Source organism: Jejudonia soesokkakensis, from assembly GCF_042664795.1.
GTDB lineage: Bacteria > Bacteroidota > Bacteroidia > Flavobacteriales > Flavobacteriaceae > Jejudonia > Jejudonia soesokkakensis.
In genome coordinates this window covers 807,757-822,541 of the sequence record NZ_JBHTBN010000001.1, presented here as the reverse complement: position 1 = coordinate 822,541, position 14,785 = coordinate 807,757, and the positions used below count along the sequence as shown (strand labels likewise).

Annotated in this window: 15 protein-coding genes; 4 read left to right on the top strand and 11 right to left on the bottom strand. The window is 37.4% G+C overall.

From position 1 onward, the window contains the following. Positions 1-12: 12 nt before the first annotated feature. Genes murD through mraZ form a run of 7 tightly spaced genes read right to left on the bottom strand, consistent with a single transcriptional unit; the run spans position 13 to position 7,758 of the window. The gene (murD, locus tag ACFQO1_RS03770; protein WP_380216638.1) at positions 13-1,362 is read right to left on the bottom strand and encodes a UDP-N-acetylmuramoyl-L-alanine--D-glutamate ligase; all 1,350 of its coding nucleotides are present in this window, start codon (positions 1,360-1,362) and stop codon (positions 13-15) included. A 28-nt stretch (positions 1,363-1,390) separates the two neighbouring features. After that, on the bottom strand, positions 1,391-2,623 hold the full coding sequence (gene mraY, locus ACFQO1_RS03765; RefSeq protein ID WP_380216637.1) for a phospho-N-acetylmuramoyl-pentapeptide-transferase: 1,233 nt from the start codon (positions 2,621-2,623) through the stop codon (positions 1,391-1,393). Between the two features lies 1 nt (position 2,624). Continuing rightward, on the bottom strand, positions 2,625-4,088 hold the full coding sequence (locus ACFQO1_RS03760; RefSeq protein ID WP_380216636.1) for a UDP-N-acetylmuramoyl-L-alanyl-D-glutamate--2,6-diaminopimelate ligase: 1,464 nt from the start codon (positions 4,086-4,088) through the stop codon (positions 2,625-2,627). Further along, on the bottom strand, positions 4,085-6,088 hold the full coding sequence (locus ACFQO1_RS03755; protein WP_380216635.1) for a penicillin-binding protein: 2,004 nt from the start codon (positions 6,086-6,088) through the stop codon (positions 4,085-4,087). The genes ACFQO1_RS03760 and ACFQO1_RS03755 overlap by 4 nt, the downstream gene beginning before the upstream one ends. A 2-nt stretch (positions 6,089-6,090) precedes the next feature. Beyond that, the gene (locus ACFQO1_RS03750; protein WP_380216634.1) at positions 6,091-6,408 is read right to left on the bottom strand and encodes an FtsL-like putative cell division protein; all 318 of its coding nucleotides are present in this window, start codon (positions 6,406-6,408) and stop codon (positions 6,091-6,093) included. Then, positions 6,405-7,301 (bottom strand): 16S rRNA (cytosine(1402)-N(4))-methyltransferase RsmH, encoded by an 897-nt coding sequence (gene rsmH / locus ACFQO1_RS03745; RefSeq protein WP_380216802.1) that lies wholly within the window; start codon positions 7,299-7,301, stop codon positions 6,405-6,407. The genes ACFQO1_RS03750 and rsmH overlap by 4 nt, the downstream gene beginning before the upstream one ends. After that, the gene (gene mraZ, locus ACFQO1_RS03740; RefSeq protein ID WP_380216633.1) at positions 7,288-7,758 is read right to left on the bottom strand and encodes a division/cell wall cluster transcriptional repressor MraZ; all 471 of its coding nucleotides are present in this window, start codon (positions 7,756-7,758) and stop codon (positions 7,288-7,290) included. The genes rsmH and mraZ overlap by 14 nt, the downstream gene beginning before the upstream one ends. Before the next feature lie 326 nt (positions 7,759-8,084). Here mraZ and ACFQO1_RS03735 point away from each other — a divergent pair, with 326 nt between their 5' ends. Both ACFQO1_RS03735 and yihA read left to right on the top strand, forming a co-directional pair. Next, complete coding sequence (locus ACFQO1_RS03735) at positions 8,085-8,849, top strand: alpha/beta fold hydrolase (RefSeq protein WP_380216632.1); 765 nt, start codon at positions 8,085-8,087, stop codon at positions 8,847-8,849. A gap of 18 nt (positions 8,850-8,867) precedes the next feature. Continuing rightward, on the top strand, positions 8,868-9,494 hold the full coding sequence (yihA, locus tag ACFQO1_RS03730; RefSeq protein WP_380216631.1) for a ribosome biogenesis GTP-binding protein YihA/YsxC: 627 nt from the start codon (positions 8,868-8,870) through the stop codon (positions 9,492-9,494). Here the strand turns inward: yihA and ACFQO1_RS03725 are convergent. The 3 genes from ACFQO1_RS03725 to gldB are packed head-to-tail and all read right to left on the bottom strand — an operon-like array spanning position 9,489 to position 11,139. Further along, positions 9,489-9,845 carry a GTPase gene (locus tag ACFQO1_RS03725; RefSeq protein WP_380216630.1) on the bottom strand — a complete coding sequence of 119 codons (357 nt, stop codon included), beginning with the start codon at positions 9,843-9,845 and terminating at the stop codon, positions 9,489-9,491. The genes yihA and ACFQO1_RS03725 overlap by 6 nt on opposite strands. After that, positions 9,845-10,180 (bottom strand): gliding motility protein GldC, encoded by a 336-nt coding sequence (gldC, locus tag ACFQO1_RS03720; RefSeq protein ID WP_380216629.1) that lies wholly within the window; start codon positions 10,178-10,180, stop codon positions 9,845-9,847. The genes ACFQO1_RS03725 and gldC overlap by 1 nt, the downstream gene beginning before the upstream one ends. Positions 10,181-10,182: 2 nt before the next feature. Next, positions 10,183-11,139, bottom strand: coding sequence for a gliding motility lipoprotein GldB (gldB, locus tag ACFQO1_RS03715; protein ID WP_380216628.1), 957 nt, complete (start codon positions 11,137-11,139; stop codon positions 10,183-10,185). 105 nt (positions 11,140-11,244) lie between these two features. Here gldB and nadE point away from each other — a divergent pair, with 105 nt between their 5' ends. Together nadE and ACFQO1_RS03705 are read left to right on the top strand one after the other, a co-directional pair. After that, positions 11,245-12,033: an NAD(+) synthase gene (gene nadE / locus ACFQO1_RS03710; RefSeq protein ID WP_380216627.1), complete on the top strand. Its 789-nt coding sequence runs from the start codon at positions 11,245-11,247 to the stop codon at positions 12,031-12,033. A 151-nt stretch (positions 12,034-12,184) separates the two neighbouring features. After that, complete coding sequence (locus tag ACFQO1_RS03705; protein WP_380216626.1) at positions 12,185-12,817, top strand: response regulator; 633 nt, start codon at positions 12,185-12,187, stop codon at positions 12,815-12,817. Here ACFQO1_RS03705 and dnaG read toward each other — a convergent pair whose 3' ends face one another. Further along, positions 12,818-14,779: a DNA primase gene (gene dnaG / locus ACFQO1_RS03700; protein ID WP_380216625.1), complete on the bottom strand. Its 1,962-nt coding sequence runs from the start codon at positions 14,777-14,779 to the stop codon at positions 12,818-12,820. Between the last annotated feature and the right edge of the window lie 6 nt (positions 14,780-14,785).

Here is a 14,785-nt window from a genome sequence, read left to right as displayed (position 1 = left end):
TATTTTCTACTTTTAAAGGTGTCGTACAGCATCCTTAAACTGTCTTCCTCTGTCTTCATAATTTGTAAATAAGTCAAAGCTTGCACAGGCCGGGCTTAATAAAACAGTATCATCTCTTTCTGCCAATCTATAAGCAACTTTTACTGCTTCTTCCATTCCGGCTGTTTCTACGATCATTTCAACTACATTTCCGAATGCTTTTTTGATTTTTTCATTATCTACTCCTAAACAAATAATCGCTTTTACCTTTTCGTTTACCAACGGAAGCAGTTCTTCATAATTATTCCCTTTATCGACCCCACCTACAATCCATACGGTAGGGGTCTGCATGCTGTCTAACGCATAAAACGTTGCGTTAACATTGGTTGCTTTACTGTCATTGATATACATGACATTATTAATTTTAAGGACTTTCTCCAGACGATGTTCCACTCCGTGGAAATGCTCTAATGATTGTCGTATGGTTTCCTTTCGGATTCCCAACAATTTGGCAACCGTAGAAGCTGCCATGGCATTTTTTGTGTTGTGTTGTCCTTGTAATCCTAGTGTTGCGATTGGCATAGTAAATTCTGTATTATCTATTGTTAGTATTATTTTTTTATCTTTTATATAGGCGCCTTGATTTACTTCTTTCTGAAGTGAAAACGGCAACTTTTTTGCTTTTATAGGATGCTTCTCCATCCATTTTTTTATTTCAACATCATCTGCATCATATATAAAATAGTCTGCAGCAGTTTGATTCATTGTTATCCTGAATTTTGAAGCGATATACTTTTCATAACTGTATTCATATCGGTCCAAATGATCCGGGCTTAGATTGGTTAGCACTGCAATGTGTGGCGCAAAAGTTTCTATTCCATCTAATTGAAAACTACTTAGTTCCAACACATAATTTTTTTTATCTTTTACTTCGGAAGCTTCAGAAGAAACCTGCTCTGCAAAACTTTTACCAATGTTTCCTCCTAAAGAGACATTCAATTCTTCTTTTAAAATTTCATAGGTCAAGGTGGCCGTGGTAGTTTTTCCATTACTTCCTGTAATCCCTACAATAGTGGCTTTTGTAAATGCTGAAGCAAACTCTATCTCAGAAATGACTCTCACCCCCTTTTCTAAAAGCTTTTGTACAATCGGTGCTTTTTCAGGAATACCAGGGCTTTTCATGACCACATCAGCATTCAAAATTTTAGCTTCGGTATGTCCTAGCTCTTCCCAATCTAATTCATGATGTATAAGAACTTGTTTGTATGTTTCTTTTATTTTTCCGAAGTCTGAAACAAAGACTTCAAATCCTTTTTGCTTTCCAAGAATAGCTGTTCCTACGCCACTTTCTCCGCCTCCTAAAACAACTAACCTTTTATCCATTTCTCTTTTTATAAAAGTCTTACACGCCTTATCTTATTTTTAAGGTCACTATGGTGAGTATCGCCAGAAAAATCCCAACAATCCAAAACCGTGTTACTATCTTACTTTCATGAAATCCTTTTACCTGATAGTGATGGTGTAGTGGTGACATTCTGAAAATTCTTCGTCCTTCTCCAAACCTTTTTCGTGTATATTTAAACCAACTCACCTGAAGCATTACCGAAAAATTCTCAATCAGAAAGATTCCACAAAGCAACGGAATCAACAATTCTTTCCTGATGATGATAGCAATCACCGCTATAATTCCTCCAATAGTCAAACTCCCTGTATCTCCCATAAATACTTGCGCCGGATACGCATTGTACCATAAAAATCCTATCAATGCCCCTACAAATGCAGTAATAAAAATGGTTACCTCTCCTGTATTTGGAATGTACATGACATTGAGATAATCACTAAACACAACATTTCCAGAAACCCACGCAAAGAGTGCTAGAGTAACGGCAATTATTGCCGAAGTTCCTGCCGCGAGACCATCAATCCCATCGGTTAGATTGGCGCCATTTGAAACCGCTGTAATGATAAAGATGACTATAGGGATAAATATGAGCCACACATAGTCTTTTGCATTTACACCCAACCAGTTTACGAGAGTTTCGTAATTAAATTCATTTTCCTTTACAAAAGGAATGGTGGTTTGTAAGGACTTTTCGGCCGGATAAAACTCAATGGGTGAGTTCTGTGTGATCTCTTCCTGTTCAAATTTTGGGTTGATCTTTTCTCTTTTAATAGTCACATCGGGATGAAAAAACATGATAGCTCCTACAAAAACTCCTAATCCTACCTGTCCAATAATCTTAAATTTACCTGGCAAACCTGCTTTATCATTTTTAAATTTCTTTAAATAATCATCGATAAACCCTATAGCCCCCATCCAAACGGTAGTTACCAATAACATGATTACATAAATGTTTTCAAGCTTGGCAAACAACAACACAGGCACTAGCGTAGCAAGAATAATAATGAGCCCACCCATTGTTGGAGTTCCAGCCTTTTCGTTTTGCCCTTCTAACCCAAGGTCACGAATAGTTTCACCCATTTGTTTACGCTGTAAAATCCGAATGATTTTCTTTCCGAAGAACGTCGCAATGATCAAAGAAAAGATAATTGCCAACGCTGCTCGAAAAGTGATAAATCCGAACAAACTCGCCCCTGGCATTTGGTAATTACTTTCTAAATATTCGAATAAGTAGTATAACATCTTATTTTTTTAGGGCGGTTAATAGTTGGTTTACAATTTTAAAATCATCAAAGTCGGTTCGCTTTCCTTGAATTTCTTGATACGTTTCATGACCTTTTCCCGCAATGAGAATGATATCATTTTGAGCTGCCATCTGGCAGGCAGTTTTGATTGCTTGTTCTCTATCTGTTATTGATAGCATTTTCTTAAAATGCTCTGCTGGAACCCCTGCTTCAATTTGTTCAATGATAGCTTCAGGATCTTCGGTACGCGGATTGTCACTTGTAATAATAATCTTGGTACTTAAGCTTGCTGCAATCTTCCCCATCTTAGGACGCTTTGTTGTATCTCTATCTCCTCCACAACCTACAACTGTAATTAGTTCTTCGTTACCCGTTCTTATGGCATTAATGGTTTCCAACACATTTTTTAATGCATCTGGGGTATGCGCATAATCGACAATCGCAGTAATGTTACTTTCAGAAACGGTATACTGAAATCTTCCATCTACACTTTGTAGTGTACTCAACAACTGAAGCGTTTCCATCTGCTCCAATCCCAGTAATTCTGCCGTTGCGTAAATCGCCAGCATATTATAGGCATTAAAACTTCCAATAAGTTTGGTCCATAATTCGTTGTTATTAATTTTTAGAAGCAATCCTGAAAATTGATTTTCGAGCATCTGTGCTTTATAGTCGGCATACCTTTTTAAGGCATAGGTGTATTTCTTGGCTTTAGTATTCTGAAGCATCACAGACCCGTTTTTATCATCTGCATTCACCAAAGCAAAAGCCTGTTTAGGCAACTGATCAAAAAACACTTTTTTCACATCACGATATTCCTTAAAATCTTTATGATAGTCTAAATGATCGTGCGATAGATTTGTAAAAATTCCTCCTTTAAACTGCAGGCCTTCCGTACGTTTTTGATGAATCCCGTGTGAACTTACCTCCATAAAACAGAATTCAACTCCAGCCTCGACCATCTTTTGTAAATACTTGTTAATTGTAAGGCTATCAGGTGTGGTATGCGTTGCTTTATATGTTTTTTTTCCGACAAGTATTTTTACTGTGGAAAGTAAGCCGCATTCGTAGCCAGCTTCAGTAAAGAGATTATACAATAAAGAGGTAATTGTCGTTTTACCATTGGTTCCGGTAACTCCAACTAATTTTAATTTTTCTGAAGGATTTCCGAAGTAATTAGCTGCCATCATTGCCAGTGCCTGTTGACTATCAGTTACCTGAACATAGGTAATTCCGTTGACAAAATTTGCAGGCATTTCTTCACAAACAATGGCGATCGCTCCTTTATCTACTGCCATTTTTATATACTCATGCCCATCGCTTTGCGTTCCTCTAATCGCTATAAACACGTCATCCAAACCTACCTTTCGGCTATCAAAAGTAAGATCCCGAACTGCCACAGCGGTATTTCCCACCACCTTGTTGAGCGAAACTTTATAGAGTATGTCTTTTAGCAAGTTCACGATAAGTTTAATTGTATTTGTGTTCCTGGCCCTGGTGTTTCTCCTTCTGGAATGGATTGTGAAATTACCGTCCCGTTTCCAGTTATCTTTACCTTAAAACCTAGATTTTCTAACAATGACACCGCATCCATACCTGCCATTCCTTTTACATTTGGAACCTGAGTTGTTTTTTTTTGAGCTTTTGCATAAAATGACTCATAATCTTTTACAACCACACCTTCGTTGGGAATACTATTTTCAATTTCCGTTTTTAGCGGACTGTCGGTATATATTTTCTGAGCAATACGTTTAAAAACGGGCCCTGTTACATCGGCGCCGTAATACCCTTTTTTTGTACTTGGCTTATGAATCACTACAATGCAGGAATACTTTGGGTTCTCTGCCGGAAAATACCCTGCAAAAGACGATACATATTTTCGATCCTTATTCCACTCTTCAATATTCGCGTAATCTGTTCTTGCGGTTCCTGTTTTACCAGCCATAGAGAAATTTTCAGAATAGAGACTGGAACCTGTGCCTCGCTTTACGATATTTTTTAAAATTTCTTGAACTTTATCAATAGTACCTTGAGAAGCTATCTGCTCATTTATGACCTCTGTATCATAGGTTTCAATTTTTTTGTTCCACGCTCTTATCTCCTCAACAAAACGTGGTTTGATCATTTTACCATCATTTGCAATAGCATTATAAAATGTCAAAATCTGAAGGGGTGTCATTTGAAGGTTATACCCATATGCCATAGAAGGAAGTGCATTTCTACTCCAAATATCATCTCCTTCCTGCGGAATAATAGGAGCGGCTTCTCCTTTTATTGGAATACCTAATCGCTCATGTATATTCCACTCGCGCACCTTATCTGTAAATTTCTTCGGATTGTCTTTGTACGCATCATCAATTAATCTGGCAAGTCCAATATTTGAAGAAACCTCCAGTGCTCTTGCCGCAGAAATTTTCCCATATCCACCAGTTTTGCTATCACTAATGGTTCTTCCGTAGAAACGATCCCGGCCATTTTTGGTATCCACCACGGTACTTGTATCAATAACTTTTTGATCCAGCGCAATAGTCATAGCCACAGTTTTAAAGGTTGAACCCGGCTCGGTCGATTCTCCAACTGCATAGTTTAAACGCTCATAAAAACTCCCATCACGACTTCTACCTAAATTAGAAACAGCTTTGATTTCTCCTGTGGCAACCTCCATAACAATCACGCAACCATGATCTGCTTCGTAATATTCTAGTTGTTTCAGTAAGGCATGATGCGCAATATCCTGTATGTTCACATTTATGGTTGAAATGACATCATATCCATCCTGTGGCTCTACTTCATTTTCATCGTAAACAGGTTTCCAGCGACCTCTGGAGATCTTTTGCTTTAAGCGTTTTCCTTCCTTCCCTTGTAAATATTCATGAAATGCTCCTTCAAAACCTACTGCGTAATATCCAGGGTTGTTTCGGTCTTCATCTCCAACCAATCTTGCTCCAATCTTTCCCATTGGATGCTCACGTACGGTACGAGGCTCTGCAATAAAGCCACCACGGTTAGGGCCTTTTCTAAACAAAGGCATATTTTTAACACGGATATAGTCTGAATAGCCGAGATCCTTTACCACCAATAAATACCGGTTTTTATTAGCACGGGCTTTTCTGAAAAGATTTTGATAATAGGAAGCTGGCTTCCCAAACATTTTACTCAATTCTTTTGAGAGTGGTACGAGGTGTTCTTTGAAATCGGCTGAAGAGACCGTCATCGCATCAAATCGAATGTCGTACTTAGGAACAGAACTTGCGAGTAGACTACCGTCATCTGCATATACGTTTCCACGATTGGCAGGAATTGTGAAATTTTTAGTAGTGTTTTTTTCGGCTAATTCACGATACTTATCCCCTTCAACAAATTGGATGTCTGCCAATTTTAAAGCAATTAATATCGCAAAGAGGAACATACCTCCAGCGACAAAATATAAGCGGTTTAATATGTTCTTCTCTTTTTTTGACACCGCTATTGTTGTTTTTTAATAATCACCTTTTTAGGTGGTGTTTCACTGGGCTGCAAGCCTCGTATTGACATGGCAGCTGTAATTTTACTTTCCATTTTGATCTGTGTCACTTTTTTGCGCACATCCAAGTATTCGCTTTTGAGCTCTTTTACATCATTGCTAAGCCTGGCTATGTCATGTACTTTTTTGTCTGCTATATGACTACTAGCAATCATCACAAGAGCCAAAGCACTTAGAAAAATGATAAAACGCCAGTTTTTAAAAGCGTCATCATTCACCAAAAAGGTTCCTTTAATGATATTTGAAAGGCTCTTTTTCATAGTTTTTTGGCAATGCGAAGCTTTGCGCTTCTTGCTCTGTTATTTTTTTTTATTTCTTCTTCGGAAGGAATTATAAATTTCCCAACCGGCTTTAAAGGCACCTCTACCCTTCCAAACACATCCTTTTCGGGCTCTCCTTCAAACATGCCATTCCGCATAAACCGTTTTACCAACCTATCTTCCAGGCTATGATAGCTTATAAGACTAAGTCTTCCTTCTGGCTTTAACACCTCCACAGTTTGGAGTAGAAATTCTTTTAAGGCATCTAACTCCTGATTTACTTCTATTCGAATGGCCTGATAAATCTGAGCCAGTATTTTATTTTCTTTATGCTTCGGAAGAAATCTCCCTAAAGCCTTTTTAAGCTGTTCACTTGATTTAATAGGCTCACTTTTTCTAGCTTCACAAATGACACGTGCCATACCGGCAGCAGCTCTCAACTCTCCATACTGAAAAAGCACCTTACGTATTTCTGTTTCCTCGTATGTATTAATTACATCGTAAGCAGAAAAAGCACTCTTCTGGTTCATTCGCATATCAAGATCGGCCTCAAAACGAGTCGAAAATCCGCGATCTGCTACATCAAACTGATGAGAAGAGACTCCAAAATCTCCTAAAATTCCATCTACTTCTTTATATCCATGAAAACGTAAAAAGCGCTTGAGAAATCTAAAGTTTTCATTAATCAACAAAAACCTTGGATCGTCGATAGCATTCTCAAGCGCATCTGTATCTTGATCAAAAGCAATAAGTTTTCCATGCGCTCCAAGTCTTGAAAGAATTTCTCTAGAATGACCCCCGCCGCCAAAAGTGACATCCACATAAACCCCATTGGGTTGGATGTCTAATCCGTCGACTGTTTCGGTTAATAAAACCGCATTATGATATTCCATCAATTGGGTCTGCATCTCCCATTACTTCTTCTGCCAGATCTGCAAAATCGTTAGCAGCATCGTTAATGGCCTGTTCGTATTTTGTTTTATCCCAGATCTCCACAATATTGATTGCCGAAGAAAGGACCACTTCTTTTGTAATTCTAGCAAATGATTGTAAATCCTGAGGAATTAGCAATCGCCCTGCCGAATCTAGTTCTACTGTTTTTACCCCCGCTGTAAAGCGTCTAATAAAATCGTTGTTCTTACGATTAAAGCGATTTAGCTTCCCCATTTTTTCCATCAAGGCATTCCACTCTTCCATAGGGTATAACTCCAGGCATGGTTGAAAAACAGCTCGTTTTATAACAAACCCTTCAGTCATTACTGGTGTAAGCTGCTTCTTTAAAGGAGAAGGCACTAAAAGCCTCCCTTTTGTATCTGCTTTGCACTCGTATGTTCCTATTAAATTGAGCATTTAATTCTAGAAGGTTAAAAATCTTTTGGTTATCGCCGTAATGCACTCTATGCGACCTTATAAAGTGACAACGTTCAAATATAAAAAGTATTTCCCACTTTTTACCACTATTTCCCACTTTGTTGATAAGTTTTACCACCAGAAGGTTTTTCAGACAAAAAAAACTGCGGTAAGTATTTGAAAATAAAGAGATCGCACTGTTTTCAACAAATTGAAAAGCTAAATGAATGGAAAGTTGCATTATTTGTACTATTTTTAAAATTGAAAGACAGAATTACTTCCGTAAAAAAAAGTGTATTTTTGCCCTTTCTAACCATAGAAATTTCATGACCGACCAATTAAAAAAAGAAGGAAAATTTACGTATGTTGAGCTTGGCGAAGGTACGCCCATAGTTATACTTCACGGATTAATGGGAGGCCTAAGTAATTTTGATGGGGTCGCTACTTTTTTCCCAGAAAAGGGATATAAAATTCTAATTCCTGAGCTTCCTATTTATGATATGCCGGTTTTAAAAACCAATGTTAAGAACTTTGCAAAATATGTAAAGGAATTTCTAGATCATAAAAAATTGAAGAATGTCATTTTACTCGGAAATTCCTTAGGAGGTCATATTGGTCTTTTATGTACAAAATTATATCCTGAGTATATTAAAGCGTTGGTTATAACAGGTAGCAGCGGATTGTACGAAAGTGCAATGGGAGAAAGCTATCCAAAGCGTGGTGACAGAGATTATATTCAGAAAAAGGCAGAAAATGTTTTTTATGATCCTAAAGTTGCTACCAAAGAAATTGTTGACGAAGTATATGCTACTGTCAATGACCGTCAGAAATTAATTAGAACACTGGCCATCGCAAAAAGTGCGATACGACATAATATGGGAAAAGATCTTCCTACTATGGAAACACCTACGTGCATTATCTGGGGAAGAAACGATAATGTTACACCTCCAAGTGTCGCAGACGAATTTCATGAAAAATTACCCGACAGCGACCTGTACTGGATTGAAAAATGTGGTCATGCTGCTATGATGGAACACCCACACACTTTTAATGAGCTTTTACATACCTGGCTGCAGGAGCGAAAGTTTTAGGAAATAAAATTCATCAGAATGAAAATCAAATCGGCTGAATTTGTCATGAGCAATAGTGAAGTGGCAAAATGTCCTAAAAATAACTTACCCGAATATGCTTTTATTGGCAGAAGTAATGTGGGAAAATCTTCTCTCATTAATATGTTGATGCAGCGTAAAAGTCTGGCAAAAACTTCTGGACGACCTGGAAAAACACAGCTTATTAATCATTTTTTAATCAACGGGAACTGGTTTCTCGTTGATTTACCAGGCTATGGATATGCACGAGTTTCCAAAAAAGCCAAAAAGACTTTTCAGAAATTTATCACCAATTATTTCGAAAAAAGAGAACAACTCGTTTTAGCATTTGTTCTCATCGATTGCCGACATGAGCCTCAACCTATCGATCTTGAATTCATGCAGTATCTGGATGAACAACAGATTCCGTTTCATATAGCCTTTACAAAAGCAGACAAGCTAAAACCTAATGCTTTACAACGAAACATTGAAGCCTACGAGCAAAAGTTACTGGAAACCTGGGAAGAAATGCCGTTATATTTTGTCACCTCATCTAGCCATGATACAGGTCGTGACGAGATGCTAGCATATATTAACACCATTAATGAGCAGTTTCATGAGCAATCAGAAACAGGTGCCCCCTTATAAATTACGCTCTATAGAAGCAATTAGTTGATTGCTATTTTCAACTAAATTCAATGCTTCAGAAGACATAAAAATATTAAGCTCATTTTGTTCTTCGGAAAGGATGACGGGAAAATCGTACTTTGGTAACCACTTTGACTGGTACTGTTTTAAAAATTCATCTTTATGCAAAAAAACCATTTCTATTTCTGAAGCTTTTCGAAATGATTTCCATTCAGCATTTTCAGAAAATACACCATACGTAATATCACATAGATGACACGAATACGTCTTTGGACTCAAGACTTTGTGAGCGCTGTCCAGCAATTCGTTAACAATTCCTGAAGCAGCATTATAGACAAAGATGAGCTTCACTATTTTTTTTCTAGCTCTAGTTTTTCAGCAAAATAATCGCAAAAATCGATCATGGTTGCCGTCATTTTATCATCATTGGTAGCCCGCATATAAGTGTCTGCCATGGCACGCAGTGTTTGATGAAAGAATATTTTCATTTCATCCAAAGGCATCTCTTTGGTCCACAAATCAATTCGCAATGCTTCTTTTGCTTTATGATCCCAAACCGATAAAAATAAAGCCTTCGATTCTGAGTTTGTAATTCCGCCATCGGGAGCCGTCCAATGCAAGGTTTCTGGAACTTTGTTGTCGTCTAATGCTACTTTAATTTTAATTTCTGAGGTATGGTTTGCCATAACTATTTTGCTGGTTTGTATTTTGAATGGGTATAAATTTCTTTTGCAGACAGTTGTAATAACGCTTCTAAAGAAACATCATTATTGTTCATATAAGATCGTACTATTTGCCATCCTAAATAGCGACCAATCATACCTGGTGATTCATTGTCAATTTCCAAGTAAAACTTACTAAAGGGGGCTGGATGTATAAAACGGGCAGCTAATTTATCATTTGTACTAAATAGCATTTCATTTTCTATAAAGTACCGCCACATATCAATTTCATTTTCAGAAGCCCATTGGAGCTGTTCTTCAGTATACCCAATTTTTTCTGAATCTTTTACCTGTGGAAGCAATAGGTCTTTCAGGTACAATTCTTTACCATAATACATCATTTGTGACAATAGATCACGTGTCCTGGGAGGCGGGATCAACTGACGTGCGTACGCCTCGGCAATATCCGGTGCAACTTGCGATTCTTTTAAATTTTGTGCGATGTATTTTTTTATCCCTTGATAAAATTCATGATCTGTACCAAGGTACGTGTCAAGCGACAACACTAACAAACTATCTGCTATGATCACCTTATTCTGGTAGTCCACATCGGAGGTTACTGTTACAACGGTAGGGGCTTCAAAAGTTGGGAAATAATATTTTAAATGCTGAAAGAGTGGAACAATCTGGTCTTCCAAAAATTCTTCTGAAGGAAACTTCGTAAGCACTTCATTATTTAATTCCTGCTGAAGCGTATCGTTAATTCTTCCAAGCCAGATGCTATCGTGGAATTGTTCAGGAAAAAACACAGGATATTTCCTTTTTAAAGCTTCCAAATTAGAAGCATCCACAGCGGCGAATTCTTTATCAAACCGAAGAATATTCACTTCCATAGGGATAGCCTCAATCTCAGCTTCAAGTTTGTTTGTATCCTCACAACTTAGTAATAAAATAGTAAAGAATAGAAATAGATAATTCCTCATTAAAAAGACTTTAGCAACTGTTTAACGCAATTGGTTTTTATAAATTTTGTTTTTAATTTACATTTGGTACAAATTTATCATTATAAACTCACAAATCCTTATAAAATGAAGACCGAAAAAGTAGTAGACCATATTGTAAACTGGCTTAAAGAATATGCTACGAATGCAAAAATGGAAGGTTTTGTGTTGGGGATAAGTGGTGGAATCGACAGCGCAGTAACTTCTTCTTTATGCGCCAAAACAGGACTGCGAACCCTCTGTGTTGAAATGCCAATTCATCAGGCCGAAAGTCAGGTATCAAGAGCTCAAGAACACATTTCACAATTAAAAAAACGCTTTGCAAATGTTAGTGATGTGAGAGTGGATCTCACTCCAGTTTTCGAAGAATTTAAAACTCAAATTCCTCCAACCTCAAGGGATGAATTTCTTGATTTGAGTTTAGCGAATACACGAGCCCGATTACGTATGACCACTTTGTATTATTTTGCAGGGCTACATCGTTATCTTGTGGCAGGAACTGGAAATAAAGTCGAAGATTTTGGTGTTGGGTTTTTTACAAAATATGGAGATGGCGGAGTCGACTTGAGTCCTATTGCAGACTTATTAAAAAGCGAAGTTTATGAAATAGCAAAATATCTTGACGTACCCATGAGCATTCAAAAAGCTGCGCCAACAGACGGACTTTTTGGCGATAGCAGAACAGATGAGGATCAAATAGGGGCTTCCTATGATGAATTGGAGTGGGCGATGCAAATGAAAGAGGAAGGAAAAACTGCAAATAATTTTAAAGGACGCGAAAAAATTGTGTTCGAATTATTTATGAGCCGGAACCGCGCCAATCAACATAAGATGCAACCCATCCCGGTATGTGAAATTCCATCGAAATTAAAATAAAAACTACGTTTTATCGAATTTATAAGTGTTTGAACGAATAATCCCACAAACAATAATCTTTTTCTTTAGTTTTACCTTGTAGTAATTGTATTACAAAACCTCGCACTTTAGCAAGCCCACTTGAATTAAGTGTATTGTTATAAAAACATAAATGAAGAAAATTATTATTGCAGATCATCATCCAGTAACCCGCAAAGGGATTACTTGTATGTTGAAAAAAAATGCAGATTACAATATCATAGGAAAAGTTAATAACGGGCAAGAGCTATATAAGACGCTCCATAGTGAGCAGCCTGACATATTAATAATGGAAATTGATATGCCGCAGATGAACGGAATTAATGCCTTACGAGGAATTAAAAGTGAATTTCCTGAAATGCGCGTCTTGATTTTCTCAACACATCCAGAAGAAATTTACGCATTGCGTTCTATTAAATCTGGAGCTGCTGGCTATGTTCCTAAAACTGCATCCACAAAAATATTCTTAAAAGCATTAAAGCAAATAGCGAAAGGCGGAATCTTCCTGAATGAAGAACTAACTTCTACCTTTACAAGTAGAAATGTAGGGGAAACCAGTGCTATAAGCCGTTACAAAAAATTATCCTCACGCGAGATTGAAGTATTGAACCTTCTTTCCAGCGGAAAGCGTAACAAAGACATTGCATATGCGTTAGATATTAACGAGAAAACGGTAAGCACCTATAAGACCCGCTTGTTGAAAAAATTAAAAGTGGACAATCTTGCCGATTTGATCCACCAGTCTAGAATGTTTCAGTTTGGGTAGTTAAAGAACCCTTCTCAATTTTTCTGACAGTACCTTTTTAAGCGAAATATAGTCTACAATATCCTGTAGGCTATTTTCTTTTTCTGAAGCTTCTAAAGCATTCATTTCGTCTGAAAGTTCTCCAATCTTTTGAGCAAGCAGTTCACGCCGAAGATTTAAAACAGTCTCACTAACCATTTGTGAAATAGAACTTTTCTTTTCCTTGACGTAAATTTCATTTCGCTCCCAGTCATGCAATTGATATTTTTCATCTTCCATTAAAATATGGGTGATGGCTGAAGCCTTTTCAGGTTGAAGTTCATTTACAAATGAAGTAAGCTCGAAGACCTGTTCCTGATTTAGTTTTGTAATAATTTCGTAATACAGCTCTTTAAAATCTGAATTTGCGAATTCAATCTCATCATCCTGCAAATCAAGGTAGATTTTTTCAAAAACCTTTGCAGTCACTGTTTCGGGTTTAAAAGAAATTTTACCGTCTTCATCTGCTTCCAGTATCAAATCTTCAAATTGTTCTTCCTCATTTCCATAGAGCAAAAGCAATTCAATTATTTTTTGTTCCAATTCAAATTGAACATCAACCTTTTTTACGACCTCTTTTTCCTTTGTAACAACCTCTAGTGTATCTTGTTGTTGCTTACTTTTCTTTTTAGAATCTCTATTTTCTTTCTGAAGGATCTGTGCCAGTGTATTAAATAACACTTCTTCACTAATGTCCATAATGCGCGAACATTCTTTAATGTACACTTCGCGTTTTATCACATCTGGGATCTTTGCAATACTCACCACCATATCTCTAATGGTTTCCGCCTTTTTTATGGGGTCGTTCTTAGCTTCCGAAGCTAATAAAGAAGCTTTAAAAGCGATAAAATCCTGTGCATTCTCTTCTAAGAAAAGCGTGACTTCTTCCAGAGAATTATTCTTCGCAAAACTATCTGGATCCTCACCCTCGGGGAAGGTACAAATCTTTACGTTCATTCCCTGTTCAAGAATGAGATCCACGCCACGCAAAGAAGCCCGCAATCCTGCTGCATCCCCATCGAACAGCACGGTAATGTTTTTTGTCAATCGGTTGATTAAGCGGATTTGCTCGGGTGTGAGCGCAGTTCCAGAAGAAGAAACTACATTCTCTATTCCTCGTTGGTAAAACTGAATAACATCGGTATATCCTTCAACCAAATAGCAATTATCTTCTTTGGCAATCGCTTTTTTAGCATGATAAATTCCATACAGCACTTTACTTTTATGATAGATATCACTTTCGGGCGAATTTAGGTATTTAGCCGCTTTTTTATCATTGGTTAAAATGCGGCCTCCAAAACCTAAGGTCCTTCCACTCATACTTAGGATAGGAAACATCACTCTACCTTTAAACCGGTCAAATTGTTTTTCGCCTTTTACAATCGTAAGCCCTGTTTTTTCAAGGAATTCTAATTTGTACGCTTTCTTAATCGCATGATTCGTAAAAGCATCCCAGCTATCTGGGGAGTATCCCAATGTAAAGGCATCAATAGTTTCTTGAGTAAAACCGCGTTCTTTAAAATAGCTTAGGCCAATTGCTTTTCCTTCTTCGGTAGTAAGAAGGGTTTTATGAAAATACTCTTTTGCAAATTCACTCACCAGGTACAAGCTTTCCCTTTCGTTCGCTTGTTCTTTTTGTTCGGACGTTTGTTCGGTTTCCTCGATTTCAATTCCGTATTTATTCGCCAGGTATTTAATGGCTTCAGGATATGAAAAATGCTCATGCTCCATTAAAAACGCCACTACATTTCCTCCTTTTCCGCTGGAAAAATCCTTCCAAATCTGCTTAACAGGCGAGACCATAAAACTTGGAGTACGCTCATCGCTAAAAGGACTCAAGCCTTTAAAGTTACTGCCAGATTTCTTTAAATGTACAAAATCACCAATCACCTCCTCAACACGGGCGGTTTCGAAAACATTATCTATGGTGGTACGTGAAATCAAGATTCA

Coding starts and splice junctions, on each gene's coding strand:
- ACFQO1_RS03735 (WP_380216632.1), top strand. CDS start 8,085: ATGACCGACCAATTAAAAAAAGAAGGAAAATTTACGTATGTTGAGCTT.
- mraY (WP_380216637.1), bottom strand. CDS start 2,623: ATGTTATACTACTTATTCGAATATTTAGAAAGTAATTACCAAATGCCA.
- murD (WP_380216638.1), bottom strand. CDS start 1,362: ATGGATAAAAGGTTAGTTGTTTTAGGAGGCGGAGAAAGTGGCGTAGGA.
- ACFQO1_RS03750 (WP_380216634.1), bottom strand. CDS start 6,408: ATGAAAAAGAGCCTTTCAAATATCATTAAAGGAACCTTTTTGGTGAAT.
- ACFQO1_RS03705 (WP_380216626.1), top strand. CDS start 12,185: ATGAAGAAAATTATTATTGCAGATCATCATCCAGTAACCCGCAAAGGG.
- nadE (WP_380216627.1), top strand. CDS start 11,245: ATGAAGACCGAAAAAGTAGTAGACCATATTGTAAACTGGCTTAAAGAA.
- yihA (WP_380216631.1), top strand. CDS start 8,868: ATGAAAATCAAATCGGCTGAATTTGTCATGAGCAATAGTGAAGTGGCA.
- gldC (WP_380216629.1), bottom strand. CDS start 10,180: ATGGCAAACCATACCTCAGAAATTAAAATTAAAGTAGCATTAGACGAC.
- rsmH (WP_380216802.1), bottom strand. CDS start 7,301: ATGGAATATCATAATGCGGTTTTATTAACCGAAACAGTCGACGGATTA.
- gldB (WP_380216628.1), bottom strand. CDS start 11,139: ATGAGGAATTATCTATTTCTATTCTTTACTATTTTATTACTAAGTTGT.
- mraZ (WP_380216633.1), bottom strand. CDS start 7,758: ATGCTCAATTTAATAGGAACATACGAGTGCAAAGCAGATACAAAAGGG.